Raw genomic sequence first — 15,418 nt, forward strand, 5'->3', positions numbered from 1 at the left:
CAATGGATAAAACAGTATTTAATCTAGAGGTAGTCGTACGGCTATCTTTGATAAAAAATTTAAAATATGGCGATAGAGTGGAAAGGTGTAATGCCGGCTGTTACAACCAAGTTTACTGATACTGATGAGCTGGATATACCAGTATTTAAAAAAAATATAAAAGCACAACTTGATGCTGGAGTACACGGCATAGTACTAGGAGGTACACTAGGAGAAGCAAGTACGCTAGAAGATCACGAGAAGCGCACACTTACAAAAGAGACCGTGGCTTATGTAGATGGTAAAGTACCTGTGATGATAAATATAGCAGAGCAGTCTACAAAGGGCGCTATTGCCGCAGCTCAAAAGGCAGAAGATGACGGTGCAAGCGGCCTTATGATGTTGCCACCTATGCGATATAAAGCGGGAGATCAAGAGGTGATACAGTACTTTAGTGATGTGGCTAGTAGTACAAAACTGCCCATTATGATTTATAACAACCCTGTAGACTATAAAATTGAGGTTTCCTTAGCGATGTTTGAGGTGTTACTAAAACACGATAACATACAAGCAGTTAAGGAGAGCACAAGAGATATATCAAACGTGACGCGCATTAAAAATAACTTTGGCGATAGGCTTAAAATAATGACAGGTGTAGACACACTTGCTCTAGAGTCATTGCTTATGGGTGCAGATGGTTGGGTAGCAGGACTTGTATGTGCTTTTCCAGAAGAAACGGTCGCTATTTACGAGTTACAAAAAGCAGGAATGATACAAGAAGCACTTGCTATCTATAGGTGGTTTTTGCCCTTACTAGAGTTAGATATAAATCCTAAATTAGTACAAAACATAAAACTCGCCGAGGTACATACAGGTATAGGTACAGAAAATGTGCGAGCCCCTAGGTTACCGCTTTTTGGGGAAGAAAGAGAGCACGTGCTCAGGATTATAACAGAAGGAATAGCCACAAGGCCTACGTTACCTAACTATAAAAATCTTTAATGCTTGCGCTAAGACCTTCTTGTGAACATTGTAATGTGCTCTTACCGCCAGAATCTGGTGAGGCAATGATTTGTAGCTTTGAGTGTACTTTTTGTGTCACTTGTGTCACAGAGCTATTAAAAGAAGTATGTCCTAATTGTGGAGGAGGGTTTGAAAAACGTCCCGTTAGGCCTAAAGAGTTATTAATAAAATATCCAGCATCTACAACCGTGGTTCATAAACCAGTAGCTATTGTAGCGCACCTTAAAACTATAAAAGCATAATGATTACAGGTAAAAATCAAATAGGGTATAAACAATCTGCAGAGGGAGCAAAAACCTACAAGACGGCAAACCCCGTGACCAATAGCGATAACCCAACAGTTTTTTATGAAGCCACCCAGTTAGAAATAGATGAGGCTTGTAATCTAGCAGCTCGCGCCTTTAGCACATATAGTAAACTCTCTGGTGTAAAACGCGCAAGCTTTTTAAACGCCATTGCAGATGAGATTGCGGCATTAGGCTCAGACCTAATAACTATGTATATGCAAGAAAGTGGTCTTCCAGAAGGGCGCGCTCAAGGCGAAAAGGGTAGAACGCTAGGCCAACTAAGAATGTTTGCAGAGCTTGTAAAAAAAGACACTTGGAGGCTACCGCTATTACAAGATGAAGGTGGTAATTTAAAAAAGACATACATACCGCTGGGGCCAGTAGTGGTTTTTGGTGCTAGTAATTTTCCACTAGCATTTTCTACCGCTGGGGGAGATACGGCAAGTGCACTTGCAGCAGGATGCCCAGTAATTGTAAAATCGCACCCTATGCACGCCGGCACAGGTGAGATGGTGGCGACAGCAATTACAAAAGCAGCACAAAAGACGGGAATGCCAGAAGGTGTTTTTTCTAACCTTAATAGTAGTGGTAAAGAGGTAGGAGAGCAACTTGTAAAACACAAGGATATAGCGGCAGTAGGTTTTACAGGCAGTCACCGCGCAGGGAGAGCATTATACAATATTGCTGCAGCTAGAGAGACACCTATTCCGGTTTTTGCAGAGATGGGAAGTATTAATCCAGTTGTAATAACACAACAGGCAATCTCAAAAAGAGCAGCTCAAATAGCCGAAACCTATGCCGCTTCTATCACGCAAGGGGTAGGACAGTTTTGTACAAATCCAGGGCTTATTATAACAGTAAAGAGCGAGGAGACAACACATTTTATAGAAATTCTAGCAAAACATCTCGAGGCCACTCCCGATGGCTGTATGCTTCATACTCGCATACAAGAAGGATATGAGAAAAGTAAAAATGAGATAAAAGAACAAGAGAGTGTATCTCTTAAAGTAGTAGGGTCTTCATCAAAACCTAACCATACCACAGCAGCACTAGCCGTAGTAGATGGAACTTCTTTTATCGCAAATAAGACATTACATAAAGAGGTATTTGGACCATTTTCTATGGTTGTACTTGCAGAAGATGAAAATGAGCTTCTTAAAATAATAAACAGCCTTGAGGGACAACTTACCGCCACGATTATTGCAGAAGATAATGAGACTACAGCCCTACAAGACATTACACTAGCATTACAAAATAAAGTGGGTCGCATTATATATAACGGTGTGCCTACGGGTGTTGCTGTGGTAGATGGGATGACACACGGAGGCCCTTATCCTGCAAGTACAGATAGTAGATTTACGGCAGTGGGTAACCATAGCATTATGAGATGGGTGAGACCTTTTAGTTTTCAAGATTTTCCAACGGCTTTATTGCCAGATTATTTAAAATAATATGAGATATTTAGTGTGGGTGATAGCCTTTTTTATGTCTACAACGACTATTGCACAAACTGCCACAGAGCAGCTCAAGCAATGTATTGAGGCGTCACAAAGTTTTAAATGGAACGAGGGTAGCAAGGAAGTGCATCCACTGGGGGTGTTTTCAAAAGAGCGATTTGAGAAGGAGTCCGCTTTCGCGAAAGCGCAACTCAAAAAACTTAACACCATCTCGCCAAAAACCTTGTCAGAAACCGAAAGGATATCTCTCGAGCTATTAAAATTTAAGCTGCAAGAAACCGTAGACTACTATGAGTATGAACGCTTTTTAAATCCGCTACTGTCTGACTCAGGTTTTCATAGCAGTTGGAACTATATGGTGCGGCCCATCACCTCATACAAGCAAGCTGTAAAGTATCTTGACAAGTTAAATGCTTTGCCAGAGGTGGTAAATCAATATGTGCCATTACTAAGAGAAGGAATAAAAAAAGGCGTGTCGCAGCCGCCGGTTATTTTTGAGGGATATGAGAGTACTTATAACTCGCAAATTGTAGCAGATTATAAAGACAGTTTTTACTACACACCTTTTTTAAATCTTCCAGAGTCAATCACAATGGAGCAGAAGGATTCTTTAGAAACCGCAGCAAAGCTAGCTATAGAAAACAGTGTGGTTCCAGCATTTAAAAGTGTAAAGGCTTTTTTTGAAAATGAGTATTTTCCTAACACACGTACTACCATAGGAGTGTCTGAAACCCCTAATGGAGAGGCTTATTATCAAAACCGTATACGTTATTATACTACATTAGATATCACGGCAGATGCTGTCCATAACAAAGGACTTGAAGAGGTTGCTCGCATAAAAAGCGAGATGGAAAAGATTATAAAAGAGGTAGCTTTTAGAGGAAGCTTTGCAGATTTTTTAAAATTCCTGCGTGAAGATGAGCAGTTTTATGCCAAAACTCCTGAGCAACTTTTAATGATTGCACGTGATATGGCAAAGCGGGCAGATGCGCAACTGCCTCGTTTTTTTAAAACATTACCACGCAAGCCTTATGGTGTAGCACCAGTACCAGATGCAATTGCACCTAAGTATACTGGAGGACGATATGTAGGTAGTCCAAAGGGAAGCACAAGCCCAGGTTATTACTGGGTAAACACCTACGACTTACCTAGTAGGACCCTTTACACACTGCCATCTCTTACTGTGCACGAGGCTGTGCCCGGCCATCACTTACAGGGGGCGCTCAATCAAGAGTTGGGTGATAGTATTCCTCAGTTTAGACGTAATATGTATGTAAATGCCTATGGCGAGGGCTGGGGCTTATACTGTGAGTATCTGGCAGCAGAGATGGGTATGTATACAACACCGTATGAGCGTTTTGGTCAACTTACCTATGAGATGTGGCGTGCGTGCAGGTTAGTTGTAGATACTGGTATACACGCAAAAGGTTGGACTCGTGAAGAGGTAGTAGCCTTTATGTCACAAAATACAGCATTGTCACTACACGAGATACAAACAGAAACAGATAGATATATATCCTGGCCAGGGCAAGCACTGGCTTATAAAATGGGTGAACTCAAAATAAGAGAGCTAAGAACACTTGCAGAAAAAGAGCTGGGCAGTCGTTTTGATATAAGAGATTTTCACGAGGTTATTTTAGAACAGGGTACAGTAACTCTGGCTATTTTAGACCGAAGAGTAAAAGATTGGATACAAAAAAGTAATTGATAGTGTAAGATTAAGCTAGTATTTATGTCTTTTACTCCTATGTAATTTAATTAATAGTTAACCTCACAGGAGTCAAAACATTGCAGAATCATAAGTGATGAAACATATTTTTAAATGTATTGATGCACATACGTGTGGTAATCCAGTGCGACTCGTTGCTCAGGGAGGTCCAGAACTTGCGGGCAAAACGATGAGCGAGAAACGCCAGCATTTTTTAAAAGAATATGACTGGATACGCAAGGGCTTGATGTTTGAGCCTAGAGGACACGATATGATGAGTGGTAGTATATTATTCCCTCCTCACGACCCTGTAAACGATGTTGCTATCTTGTTTATTGAGACATCTGGATGCTTACCTATGTGCGGTCACGGTACGATAGGTACAATAACAATTGCCATAGAAGAAGGGCTCATTATACCTAAAAAAGAAGGTGTAGTAAAAATGGAAGCCCCCGCGGGCCTAGTAGAAATCGCTTACCAAAAAACTAAGAATAAAGTAGATTGGGTACGTCTTACTAATGTAGCATCATATCTCGCTGCTACAGATCTTGAGATAGATTGTCCAGAGCTGGGTATAATACATTTTGATGTAGCCTATGGAGGTAATTATTATGCCATTGTTGACCCTCAAAAAAACTTTACAGGAGTACAAGATTTTACAGCTAGCCAGATTATCCAGATGAGCCAGGTGGTGCGAGAGCGTATTAATAAGAAATATTCTAATGCATTTATACATCCAGAAAATGACACCATAAGAGATGTCACTCATATGTTATGGACGGGTGATACTATTAACCCCGCTTCAGATGGGCGTAACGCTGTTTTTTATGGAGATAAAGCTATAGATCGCAGTCCGTGTGGTACTGGTACTTCTGCGAGGCTTGCACAACTGTATGCAAAAGGAAAGCTAGAGGTCGGTCAGGCATACACGCACGAGAGTTTTATAGGCTCTACCTTTATAGGTCGTGTCGAGCAAGAGACAGTAGTGGGAGGGTATAAAGCAATCATCCCTAGTATACAAGGCTGGGCACGCATTTATGGTCATAATACAATCACAATAGATGAAGAAGATCCATATGCTTTCGGATTTTCAGTAATTTAGAAAACGCAAAAGGTCTTGACTATGGCAAAGCATATTATCATAATAGGAGGAGGCATTGTAGGAGTGAGCTGTGCTTATTTTCTACACAAGGCTGGACATCAGGTTACTATTATAGATCAATCTAAAATGAGTGATGGAGCCAGTTATGTAAACGCCGGTTATATGTCACCCAGTCACTTAATTCCGCTCGCAGCTCCAGGGGTTATGAAGCAAGGAGTAAAGTGGATGTTTAATAAAAAGAGTCCGCTGTATATAAAGCCACGACTTAATGCAGACTTCTTAAAATGGTCTCTTGCTTTTAATAAGTCTTGTAATCAAAATCACGTACATCGCTCCATACCGGTAATGAGAGAAATGGCGGTTATGGGCAGAGATCTCTATCACCAGATAAAAAAAGAAGAGCGCTTCTCATTTCATATTGAGAAAAAAGGATTGTTAATGCTCTGCCAGACAGAAAAAGCCCTACATCACGAAGATGAGTTGGTGCAAATCGCAAGTAAAGAAGGCCTTAAAGCAAAAACAATAACAGCTCAAGAGGTACAGAAAATGATGCCAGAAACTGCGCTAGATATCGTAGGAGCTTCCTACTTTGAGTGTGACCATCATAGTACACCCGGTGAGTTTATGAAGGAGATAAAATCATACTTGTTACGTGAGGGAGTCGTTATTAGGCAAGAAGAAAAAGTACTTGATATGACAACTGCTGGCAGTAAAATAACCAGCTTGCATACAGATAAAGAAGTACTCACGGCAGATGAGTTTGTGCTAGCTGCTGGTAGCTGGACGAGTACGCTTTCGCGAAAGCTTAATATTAACCTCCTGCTACAAGCCGGAAAAGGGTATCGCATACAGACTAAAACTCCCACCGGAATTACCTATCCAGCCATACTTGCCGAAGCAAAAGTAGCCATCACACCTATGAATGGTTTTACTAGATTTGCCGGAACAATGGAGATTGCTGGTATTAATCACACTATTAATAAAACACGAGTAGAGGCAATAGCCCAGGGAGTAAAAAAGTACTTCCCAGAGGTACGCATTACAGAGCAAGAAAAGGAAGCCGCTGCGTGCGGGCTTAGACCTGTATCTGCAGATGGGATGCCGTACCTAGGTAAAAGTGCTAAGTGTGATAACCTTACAATCGCAACTGGTCACGCTATGATGGGTTGGACACTAGGACCTAGTACAGGTAAGTTAGTACAAGAAATTATAGATAATAAAACATCTAGTGTTGCCTTAGATATGCTCCATCCAGACAGAAAGTTTTAAGAATAATATATCAATAATAGACCAAGATGAGCGCTCACACTATAGATGTAACCATCCTTACTTGCCAGAAATACCTTAACCCAAAAGTTATAACCACCTATGAGCAAAATATTCTTGACGAAAGAAAGCTTATTACTCAAGCACTAGAGGATTTAGGTCTAAAGGTACATTGTGTTGCTTGGGATGATACAGAGTATGACTGGTCACAAACTAGAGCCGTGGTTTTTAGAACCATTTGGGATTATTTTGAGCGCTACGACGAGTTTTCAGCTTGGTTAGAGATTGTAAAAACAAAGACACAACTTGTTAACTCCTATGACCTCATACAGTGGAATATTGATAAGCACTACCTTGAAGATTTACAAAATAAAGGTATCGCTATAGTGCCTACTGAGTATGTAGATACAGGTTCTTACAGATCAATTGCTGAGGTTTGTTTAGAACGTGACTGGCAAGATGTGGTTATAAAACCTGCTATTGCTGGCGGCGCCTTTCACACGCATAAGGTACTAGAGTTTGAGCGAGCAGACTATGAAGAGGTTTTTGAAAACCTAGTAGCAGAGCGAGATATGCTCATCCAGCCATTTGTACCCACCATTTCCTCTCGTGGCGAGGCCTCACTTATGGTTTTTAATGGGAAGTTTACCCACGCCATTCTTAAAAAACCTAAGCAAGGTGACTATCGTGTGCAAGACGATTGGGGAGGTACGGTACATCCCTACTCACCTACACAAGAAGAAATCACCTTTGCCGAAAATTGTTTTAAAGCTTGCAGTACAATGCCAGCATATGGAAGAGCAGATATACTCTGGGGTAAGAACGGAGACATTCTTTTAGGCGAGCTAGAAATCGTGGAGCCAGAATTATGGATACGTAATGACCCAGCAAGCGCAAGGCAGTTTGCTCAAGGTGTTTTGGAGGCGCTTGTGTAGTAGGCTTTGTAGTAGTTTTGAGTACGCTTTCGCGAAAGCGTAAAAAAACCCATATATTTACACCATATGAATGCACAGGGCTGGATATACTTACCACTACTTCTTAATTTCCTCATAAAGAGGGACCCTGAATAGATGTCTTACTTGAATTTTGAGTAACTTTAAGACAATCTAAATTTTATAAAAATGCCTTTTTATCATAAGCTGGGAGAGATCCCACATAAACGTCACACACAGTTTCGTAAACCAGATGGTACCCTATACTCAGAGCAACTCTTTGGCACGATAGGTTTTGACGGGATGAGTACAAATAGTTATCACGTACACAGACCTACACAGGTTAAGGAGATACGCAAGCAATACTCTGTAAAACCAGAAATTGCTCGTGAGAATAATATGCAGTCATACCGTTTTAAGGGGTTTCAAATCAAACCAGAAAAAGATTATCTGGAGAGTAGAAAACCCGTTCTGACTAACAGTGATTGTACCATTATACTTGCTGCTCCTCAAGAACGCACGCAGGAGTACTTCTATAAGAACACAGATGCAGACGAGCTTATCTTTGTTCATAAAGGAACAGGTAAACTTAGAACTCACTTGGGCAATCTTGATTTTAAATACGGAGACTATCTTTTAATACCACGTGGTGTTATTTATAAAATAGATTTTGATACAGAAGATAATCGACTATTTATTGTAGAATCACGCAGGCCTATATATACGCCTAAGCGTTATCGCAACTGGTTTGGCCAGCTGCTGGAGCACTCTCCTTTTTGTGAGCGGGACCTTCGCCAGCCTTACGAGCTAGAAACTAATGATGAGAAAGGTGACTTTGTAATTAAAGTAAAAAAGCAAGATGATATCTTTGAGATGGTATATGCTTCTCACCCTTTTGACGTGGTGGGTTACGACGGTTACAACTATCCATATGCATTTTCTATACACGATTTTGAGCCCATAACGGGGCGCATACACCAGCCACCACCAGTTCATCAAACCTTTGAGACAGATGCCTTTGTAGTGTGCAGTTTTGTGCCTAGAAAGTATGACTACCATCCATTAAGTATCCCAGCACCGTACAATCATAGTAATATAGATAGTGATGAGGTGTTGTATTATGTAGATGGCGATTTTATGAGTAGGGCAGATGTAGAAGCAGGTCACATCTCACTACATCCAGCAGGTATCCCTCACGGTCCACACCCCGGCACTGCCGAAAAGAGTATAGGTAAAGAGGGTACAGAAGAGCTTGCCGTTATGGTAGATACTTTTAAGCCTCTTAAAGTATGTAAAGATGCAATGAGCATTGCAGATGAGAGTTACTACCAGTCGTGGTTAGATCACTAGGGTGGTTACGCTTTCGCGAAAAATTAAAAAACAACAAATTAATAAAACAAAGACAAGTTAAGAGCTAGTGCTACAGACTTGTAAATAAATATATAATATGGCAAAAGACTTAAAATCCGTAGACTACGGACTGGAAAAAATTTTTGAAGGAGCGCAAGATTTTCTTCCGCTACTGGGTACAGATTATGTAGAGTTTTATGTGGGCAATGCAAAGCAGGCTGCCCATTTTTATAAAACCGCTTTTGGATTTCAATCATATGCTTATAAAGGTCTAGAGACAGGCTCTAGAGATGAGGTGAGTTATGTAGTAAAGCAAGATAAAATACGTCTTGTATTTACATCGCCACTTAACAGTAAGTCACCTATAAATGACCACATAGTAAAACACGGAGATGGTGTTAAGGTGGTTGCCTTATGGGTAGACGATGCTAGAAGCGCTTATGAAGAAACAACAAAGCGTGGCGCAAAGTCATATTGTGAACCTTTTGTAGAAAAGGATGATCAAGGAGAAACGGTAAGAGCAGGTATTTATACCTATGGGGAAACCGTTCATATGTTTGTAGAACGCAAAAATTATGAAGGTGTCTTTTTACCAGGCTATCGCGTGTGGGAGTCAGATTACAACCCGACACCTACAGGTCTTAAATATGTAGACCATATGGTAGGTAACGTAGGGTGGAACCAGATGAATAAATGGGTAAAATTTTATGAAGACGTAATGGGCTTTGTAAACTTCTTAACTTTTGATGATAAGCAAATCCACACCGAGTACTCTGCCTTAATGAGTAAGGTAATGAGTAACGGTAATGGTCGCATTAAGTTCCCAATAAACGAACCTGCAGAGGCTGCCAAAAAATCACAGATAGAAGAATATCTAGATTTTTATGAAGGTGCTGGGGTGCAACACCTCGCACTAGCAACAGATGATATTATAAAAACGGTTGCACAGCTTAAGGCTCGCGGTATTGAGTTCTTGCCACCACCACCACAAACTTATTATGATGACATCCCACAGCGTCTGGGTGAGCATATGAAGGTGATGAAAGAAGATATCGAGCGTTTACAAGAATTATCAATTCTTGTAGATGCAGATGAGGATGGGTATTTACTACAAATATTTACAAAACCACTACAAGATAGACCTACCTTGTTTTTTGAAATCATACAGCGTATGGGAGCAAAAGGCTTTGGGGCAGGTAACTTTAAAGCGCTTTTTGAGTCTATAGAGAGGGAGCAAGCACAGCGTGGTACGTTGTAGTTTTGAGTGCGCTTTCGCGAAAGCGTAATTCCTTTTATTACTCAGAATCACAATATTTTAACGAAAACTTCGTCTTAGAAATAAGGCGAAGTTTTTTTGTTATCCTATTTTTGGAATAACAATTGTATTCTAAGGGTATAACCACCAAATAACCCCAGAAAATGAAATCAAAAAATAAACATATAATAATAGGTACCCTGCTGGCAGTCTTTGCTTTAACTACGGCTTTTGTGCAAATGCCAGATCCTCCTGTAACTAAAGCGCACAATGACTCGTATCAAGCTGGTGAGTGGCTCAAATTTAGAGTGCATTATGGATTGCTCACGGGTGGGTATGCAACTATAGATATCAAGGATGAGATGTTTAATGGCAAGCCTGTGTATCACATTAAAGGTTTTGGAGAGACTACGGGTATTGTGGGTCTTGCCTTTGGGGTAGAAGATTATTATGAAAGCTGGGTAGATAAAAAGACAGATTTACCTTATAAATTCTTGCGCAAAATAGATGAAGGTGGCCATACTAAAAATAAGGTGATTGAGTTTGACCAGCAAGCAAATAAAGCACACATAAACGACCTAAAGCATAACAAAAAGACCACTATAGATACGGAGCCAGGTATACAAGATATGGTATCTGCAATGTATTACCTGCGCAATAATCTAGAAACAGAAGAGTTAAAAGCTGATGATGAGATTAACCTCACAATGTTCTTTGATGGAGAAAATTATCCTTTTAAGATGCGTTTTTTAGAGCGTGAGACTATTAGAACAAAATTCGGAAAAGTAAAAACACTCGTGTTTAGACCACTGGTACAGTCTGGTAGAGTTTTTAAAGAGCAAGAAAGTCTTACCATATGGGTGAGTGATGATGATAATAAAATACCCTTGCGCATTAAGGCAAGCTTATCTGTAGGGTCTCTTAAGGCAGATCTTGATGCTTACAAGGGGCTTAAGTATCCTTTTGAGATGGTCTTTGACTAGGGATTTTTGTAAATTGCCATTTAATAAGATAGAGACTATAGCTACACACTTTTTAATCTTTTTTTGAGTTAGAACTTAAGCTTCTATAGTCGCAATTATAAATGAAGAAAACCATACAGCCAGATATTGAAAAAATCATCAATCAGCTTGATGATAAGTATGAAAAAATAGATCAAGATCTAGACGATCATCTTGAGGGCTTGTTGCAAAGTAAACCCATTACTTACTGGGATTATATCCATACAGATGCACTCTTAAGTTTACAGATACCGCGCACAAACTTTCCAGATGAGAATGTATTTGTGATGTACCACCAGGTTAATGAGCTTTTATTTAAAATGATACTATGGGAGATAGAGCAGGTCGCTCATCATCCAGATCTTACGGTAGATTTTTTTAGCTCTCGTTTAGATCGTATAAGTCGTTATTTTGATATGCTCACCAGTTCTTTTAGCATAATGCAAGAAGGAATGGAAATAGAGCAGTATATGAAGTTTAGAAAAACACTTACACCAGCAAGTGGTTTTCAAAGCGCGCAGTACAGAAAGATTGAGTTTGCAAGTACAGATTTAATAAACCTTATAGATGCCCGCTTTCGCGAAAACATAGATCGCAATACTCCTTATGAGCACGCGTTAGAACACTTGTACTGGCAAGCAGCTGGTAAAGATTACAATACGGGTAAAAAGTCATATTTACTATCTGCCTTTGAGGCAAAATATAAAAATGACTTTGTCGCCTTTACAAAAGAATATAATACCATAAATTTGTACGCTCGCTTTAAAAGCTTGCCTAAGGAAGCTCGTGAAGATAAGAAGCTGCTGGATGCAATGCGCCATTATGATTATACAGTAAATGTAACCTGGGTGATGTCACACTATCACGCAGCAAATCATTACCTCAATAATGGTAAAAAAGTTGTAGAAGCAACAGGCGGCAGTGAATGGACCAAATATATGCACCCTAAGTACCAGCGTCGCATTTTCTTTCCAGATGTCTGGAGTGAAGAAGAGCTTGCAAACTGGGGAAAGGACGTTTAAAACAACATACTTTTAGTGAATTATTATCGCCTCTACATTACACTATTTTTAAGCCTTGCCCTATTCTCTTGTGGAGAAAAGCAAGATGCTACTTCAACACCTATAGATCAAACGCTAGAAACCGAACCAGAAGTGATCAAAGAGTACGGTTACGTACTTGATGATTATGTGGTAGAGAGAGATACTGTGCAGTCTGGTGATAGTTTTGGTAAAATACTCTTTGACTCAAATGTAGATTATGCCACTATTCAAGAAATATCTGATAGTGTAAAAAATGTGTTTGACACACGTCGAATACGCGTAGGAAAGCCGTATATGCTGCTTAAATCTAAAGATACTCTAGAGGCAGCTCAGGTCTTTATTTATGAGCAAAATAAAGAGGATTATGTGGTTGTAGATTTTGAAGATGATGTTACTGCTGCTGCAAAAAAGCACCCGGTTACTATCGTAGAGCGCGAAGTTTCTGGAGTAATAAGTAGCAACCTCTCATCTACTTTTGACGATCTAGGAGCTAGTGTTTTAGTAAGTATTAAAATGGCAGATATTTATGCGTGGACTATAGACTTTAATAAACTAGATGTAGGTGACCGTTTTAAAGTGATTTATGATGAGCGATATGTAAATGACACCGTACCTGCAGGAGTCGGAAATATAAAGGCTTGCGTGTTTGAACATAGAGGGAGAGAGATTTATGCTTATAGATTTGAAAACGACTCACTGCCTGGAGGTTATGACTATTTTGATCAAAATGCCGAAAACTTAAGAAGAGCCTTTCTTAAAAGTCCGCTCAAGTATGGGAGATTATCATCTAGATATAATTTGAAGAGAAGGATAAAATATTACGGTTACAGAGTAAGACCTCACAAAGGAACAGACTTTGCCGCTCCCATAGGTACCCCTATTCTAGCTACGGCAGATGGTGTGGTTACCAAGTCAGAAAGACGTGGCGGTAATGGTAACTATGTAAAAATACGTCACAATGGTACGTATGACACGCAGTACTTGCATATGAAAAAACGTCTAGCAAAAGTAGGCCAGAGTGTAAGACAGGGCGATGTAATAGGTACTATAGGGATGACTGGTAACTCAGGAGGGCCTCACGTATGTTATAGATTCTGGAAAAATGGTAGACAAGTAGATCCATTTGCAGAAGACCTTCCAGCCTCAGAGCCTATGGCAGAGGAGCTGCTACCAGTTTTTGACAGTGTAAAGAGACCATTACAATTACAGCTAGACAATCTTCCTTTTATGACAGAAGCAGAAGATGATATTACAGAAGAGCAAGAAGCTACAGAGGCTTTACAATAATCACCTAGATACAACAAAATGAAAAATATAAACCCAACTACTACCGCAGCTTGGAAAGAATTGCAAGCGCATTATGAAGAGATAAAAGATACACATCTTACAGATCTTTTTAAAAATGATAAGCGCGCAGAAGATTTTTCAATTCTTTGGGATATATTTTATGTAGATTATAGTAAAAACAGAATTACAGAAGAGACAATGACTCTTCTACTCAAGCTAGCTCAGGAGGTAGGTTTACAAGAGGCTATAGATAGTTTTTTTGGGGGTAAAAAAATTAACGCCACCGAAGGGCGTGCTGTAATGCACACCGCACTACGTGATGAGAGTGAAAACGCTTTCGCGAAAGCGGAAGTAGATGCCGTAAAAAAATCAATACAGACCTTTACCGAAAAGGTGATTTCTGGAGCGCATAAAGGAGCTACAGGAAAGGAAATTACAGATGTTGTAAATATAGGTATAGGAGGTTCTGATCTAGGGCCAGTAATGGTGGTAGAGGCTTTACAATATTATAAGACACGTCTCAACACACACTTTATATCAAATGTAGATGGTGACCACGTGATGGAAACCATTAAAGATCTTGATCCAGAGACCACATTATTTGTCATAGTTTCAAAAACGTTTACTACACAAGAGACACTTAGCAATGCTACTACCGTGCGTAAATGGTTTGTGGATAAAGTAGGGGAAGATGCTGTAAAAAATCATTTTGTCGCAGTCTCTACAAATGCAGAAGCTATTGCAAACTTTGGAATCTCTCCAGATAATGTATTCCCTATGTGGAACTGGGTAGGAGGTAGATTTTCACTATGGAGCTCTGTAGGTCTTTCTATTGCACTTGCTGTAGGGTATGATAATTTTAAAGGCTTGCTTCACGGGGCGTTTAAAATGGATGAGCATTTTAAAAACACCTCTTTTGATAAGAATTTACCTGTAATAACAGCACTGCTTAGTGTGTGGTATAATAACTTCTTTAAAGTTGAGACAGAGGCTGTAATTCCTTATTCTCAATATTTGCATAGACTTCCCGCATATTTGCAGCAAGCTATTATGGAGAGTAATGGTAAAAGTGTAGATCGCAATGGAGAGCGTGTTTCTTATGAAACAGGTAATATTATATGGGGAGAGCCGGGTACAAATAGCCAGCACGCCTTTTTTCAACTTATTCATCAGGGCACAAAATTAATACCGGCAGATTTTATAGGTTTTAAAAAATCATTGCACGGAGAGAAGAGTCATCACGACAAGCTTATGGCAAACTTTTTTGCACAAACAGAAGCTTTAATGAATGGTAAAACAAAAGATCAAGTAATTACTGAGTTGCAAGCCGGAGGTTTAAGTCCAGAAGCAATAGAAGAGCTAGCTTCTTTTAAAGTTTTTGAAGGAAATAAACCTACTACAACTATACTTGGTGAGGCATTAACACCTGAGAGTCTTGGAGCATTAGTAGCAATGTATGAGCATAAAATTTTTGTGCAAGGCGTTATATGGAACATCTACTCTTTTGATCAATGGGGTGTAGAGTTAGGAAAACAACTTGCCAAACAAGTTTTATCTGATATAGATAACGATAAGATGACGTCTCACGATAGCTCAACTAGAACATTGCTAGAACGTTATAAATTGTAGTAATTTTCTTATAAAACATATGATGCACTAAAACCCCCTGAGAGCTTAATCTCAGGGGGTTTTACGTTCTGTTCTATTTTTCAAATTTTTAAGAGAATA

At 39.7% G+C, this 15,418-nt stretch carries 13 protein-coding genes; all 13 read left to right on the forward strand.

Annotated features, from left to right (window positions below):
* Positions 1-66: 66 nt before the first annotated feature.
* The 13 genes from ABVM49_RS05920 to pgi all read left to right on the forward strand — a co-directional run bounded on the left by ABVM49_RS05920 (position 67) and on the right by pgi (position 15,319).
* On the forward strand, positions 67-981 hold the full coding sequence (locus tag ABVM49_RS05920; RefSeq protein ID WP_405203438.1) for a dihydrodipicolinate synthase family protein: 915 nt from the start codon (positions 67-69) through the stop codon (positions 979-981).
* The gene (locus ABVM49_RS05925) at positions 981-1,244 is read left to right on the forward strand and encodes a DUF1272 domain-containing protein (RefSeq protein ID WP_405203439.1); all 264 of its coding nucleotides are present in this window, start codon (positions 981-983) and stop codon (positions 1,242-1,244) included. Before ABVM49_RS05920 ends, ABVM49_RS05925 begins: the two co-directional genes overlap by 1 nt.
* Positions 1,244-2,740 (forward strand): aldehyde dehydrogenase (NADP(+)), encoded by a 1,497-nt coding sequence (locus ABVM49_RS05930; RefSeq protein WP_405203441.1) that lies wholly within the window; start codon positions 1,244-1,246, stop codon positions 2,738-2,740. The genes ABVM49_RS05925 and ABVM49_RS05930 overlap by 1 nt, the downstream gene beginning before the upstream one ends.
* A 1-nt stretch (position 2,741) precedes the next feature.
* Positions 2,742-4,454: a DUF885 domain-containing protein gene (locus tag ABVM49_RS05935; RefSeq protein ID WP_405203442.1), complete on the forward strand. Its 1,713-nt coding sequence runs from the start codon at positions 2,742-2,744 to the stop codon at positions 4,452-4,454.
* A gap of 97 nt (positions 4,455-4,551) precedes the next feature.
* Positions 4,552-5,556 (forward strand): 4-hydroxyproline epimerase, encoded by a 1,005-nt coding sequence (locus ABVM49_RS05940; RefSeq protein WP_405203443.1) that lies wholly within the window; start codon positions 4,552-4,554, stop codon positions 5,554-5,556.
* 21 nt (positions 5,557-5,577) lie between these two features.
* Positions 5,578-6,825, forward strand: coding sequence for an NAD(P)/FAD-dependent oxidoreductase (locus tag ABVM49_RS05945; RefSeq protein ID WP_405203444.1), 1,248 nt, complete (start codon positions 5,578-5,580; stop codon positions 6,823-6,825).
* A 26-nt stretch (positions 6,826-6,851) separates the two neighbouring features.
* Positions 6,852-7,757 carry a RimK family alpha-L-glutamate ligase gene (locus ABVM49_RS05950; RefSeq protein ID WP_405203445.1) on the forward strand — a complete coding sequence of 302 codons (906 nt, stop codon included), beginning with the start codon at positions 6,852-6,854 and terminating at the stop codon, positions 7,755-7,757.
* A 186-nt stretch (positions 7,758-7,943) separates the two neighbouring features.
* Positions 7,944-9,104 carry a homogentisate 1,2-dioxygenase gene (locus tag ABVM49_RS05955; RefSeq protein ID WP_038597624.1) on the forward strand — a complete coding sequence of 387 codons (1,161 nt, stop codon included), beginning with the start codon at positions 7,944-7,946 and terminating at the stop codon, positions 9,102-9,104.
* Positions 9,105-9,201: 97 nt separating this feature from the next.
* Positions 9,202-10,362: a 4-hydroxyphenylpyruvate dioxygenase gene (gene hppD, locus ABVM49_RS05960; protein ID WP_405203446.1), complete on the forward strand. Its 1,161-nt coding sequence runs from the start codon at positions 9,202-9,204 to the stop codon at positions 10,360-10,362.
* A 161-nt stretch (positions 10,363-10,523) separates the two neighbouring features.
* Positions 10,524-11,342 (forward strand): DUF3108 domain-containing protein, encoded by an 819-nt coding sequence (locus ABVM49_RS05965; RefSeq protein WP_405203447.1) that lies wholly within the window; start codon positions 10,524-10,526, stop codon positions 11,340-11,342.
* A gap of 101 nt (positions 11,343-11,443) precedes the next feature.
* Positions 11,444-12,382: a tryptophan 2,3-dioxygenase family protein gene (locus tag ABVM49_RS05970; protein WP_405203448.1), complete on the forward strand. Its 939-nt coding sequence runs from the start codon at positions 11,444-11,446 to the stop codon at positions 12,380-12,382.
* A gap of 15 nt (positions 12,383-12,397) precedes the next feature.
* Positions 12,398-13,690: a peptidoglycan DD-metalloendopeptidase family protein gene (locus tag ABVM49_RS05975; protein WP_405203449.1), complete on the forward strand. Its 1,293-nt coding sequence runs from the start codon at positions 12,398-12,400 to the stop codon at positions 13,688-13,690.
* Positions 13,691-13,708: 18 nt separating this feature from the next.
* Positions 13,709-15,319, forward strand: coding sequence for a glucose-6-phosphate isomerase (gene pgi / locus ABVM49_RS05980; RefSeq protein WP_405203450.1), 1,611 nt, complete (start codon positions 13,709-13,711; stop codon positions 15,317-15,319).
* The last annotated feature ends 99 nt before the right edge of the window (positions 15,320-15,418 follow it).

Source organism: Dokdonia sp. LLG6352-1, assembly GCF_045055815.1.
Taxonomy (GTDB): Bacteria; Bacteroidota; Bacteroidia; order Flavobacteriales; family Flavobacteriaceae; genus Dokdonia; species Dokdonia donghaensis.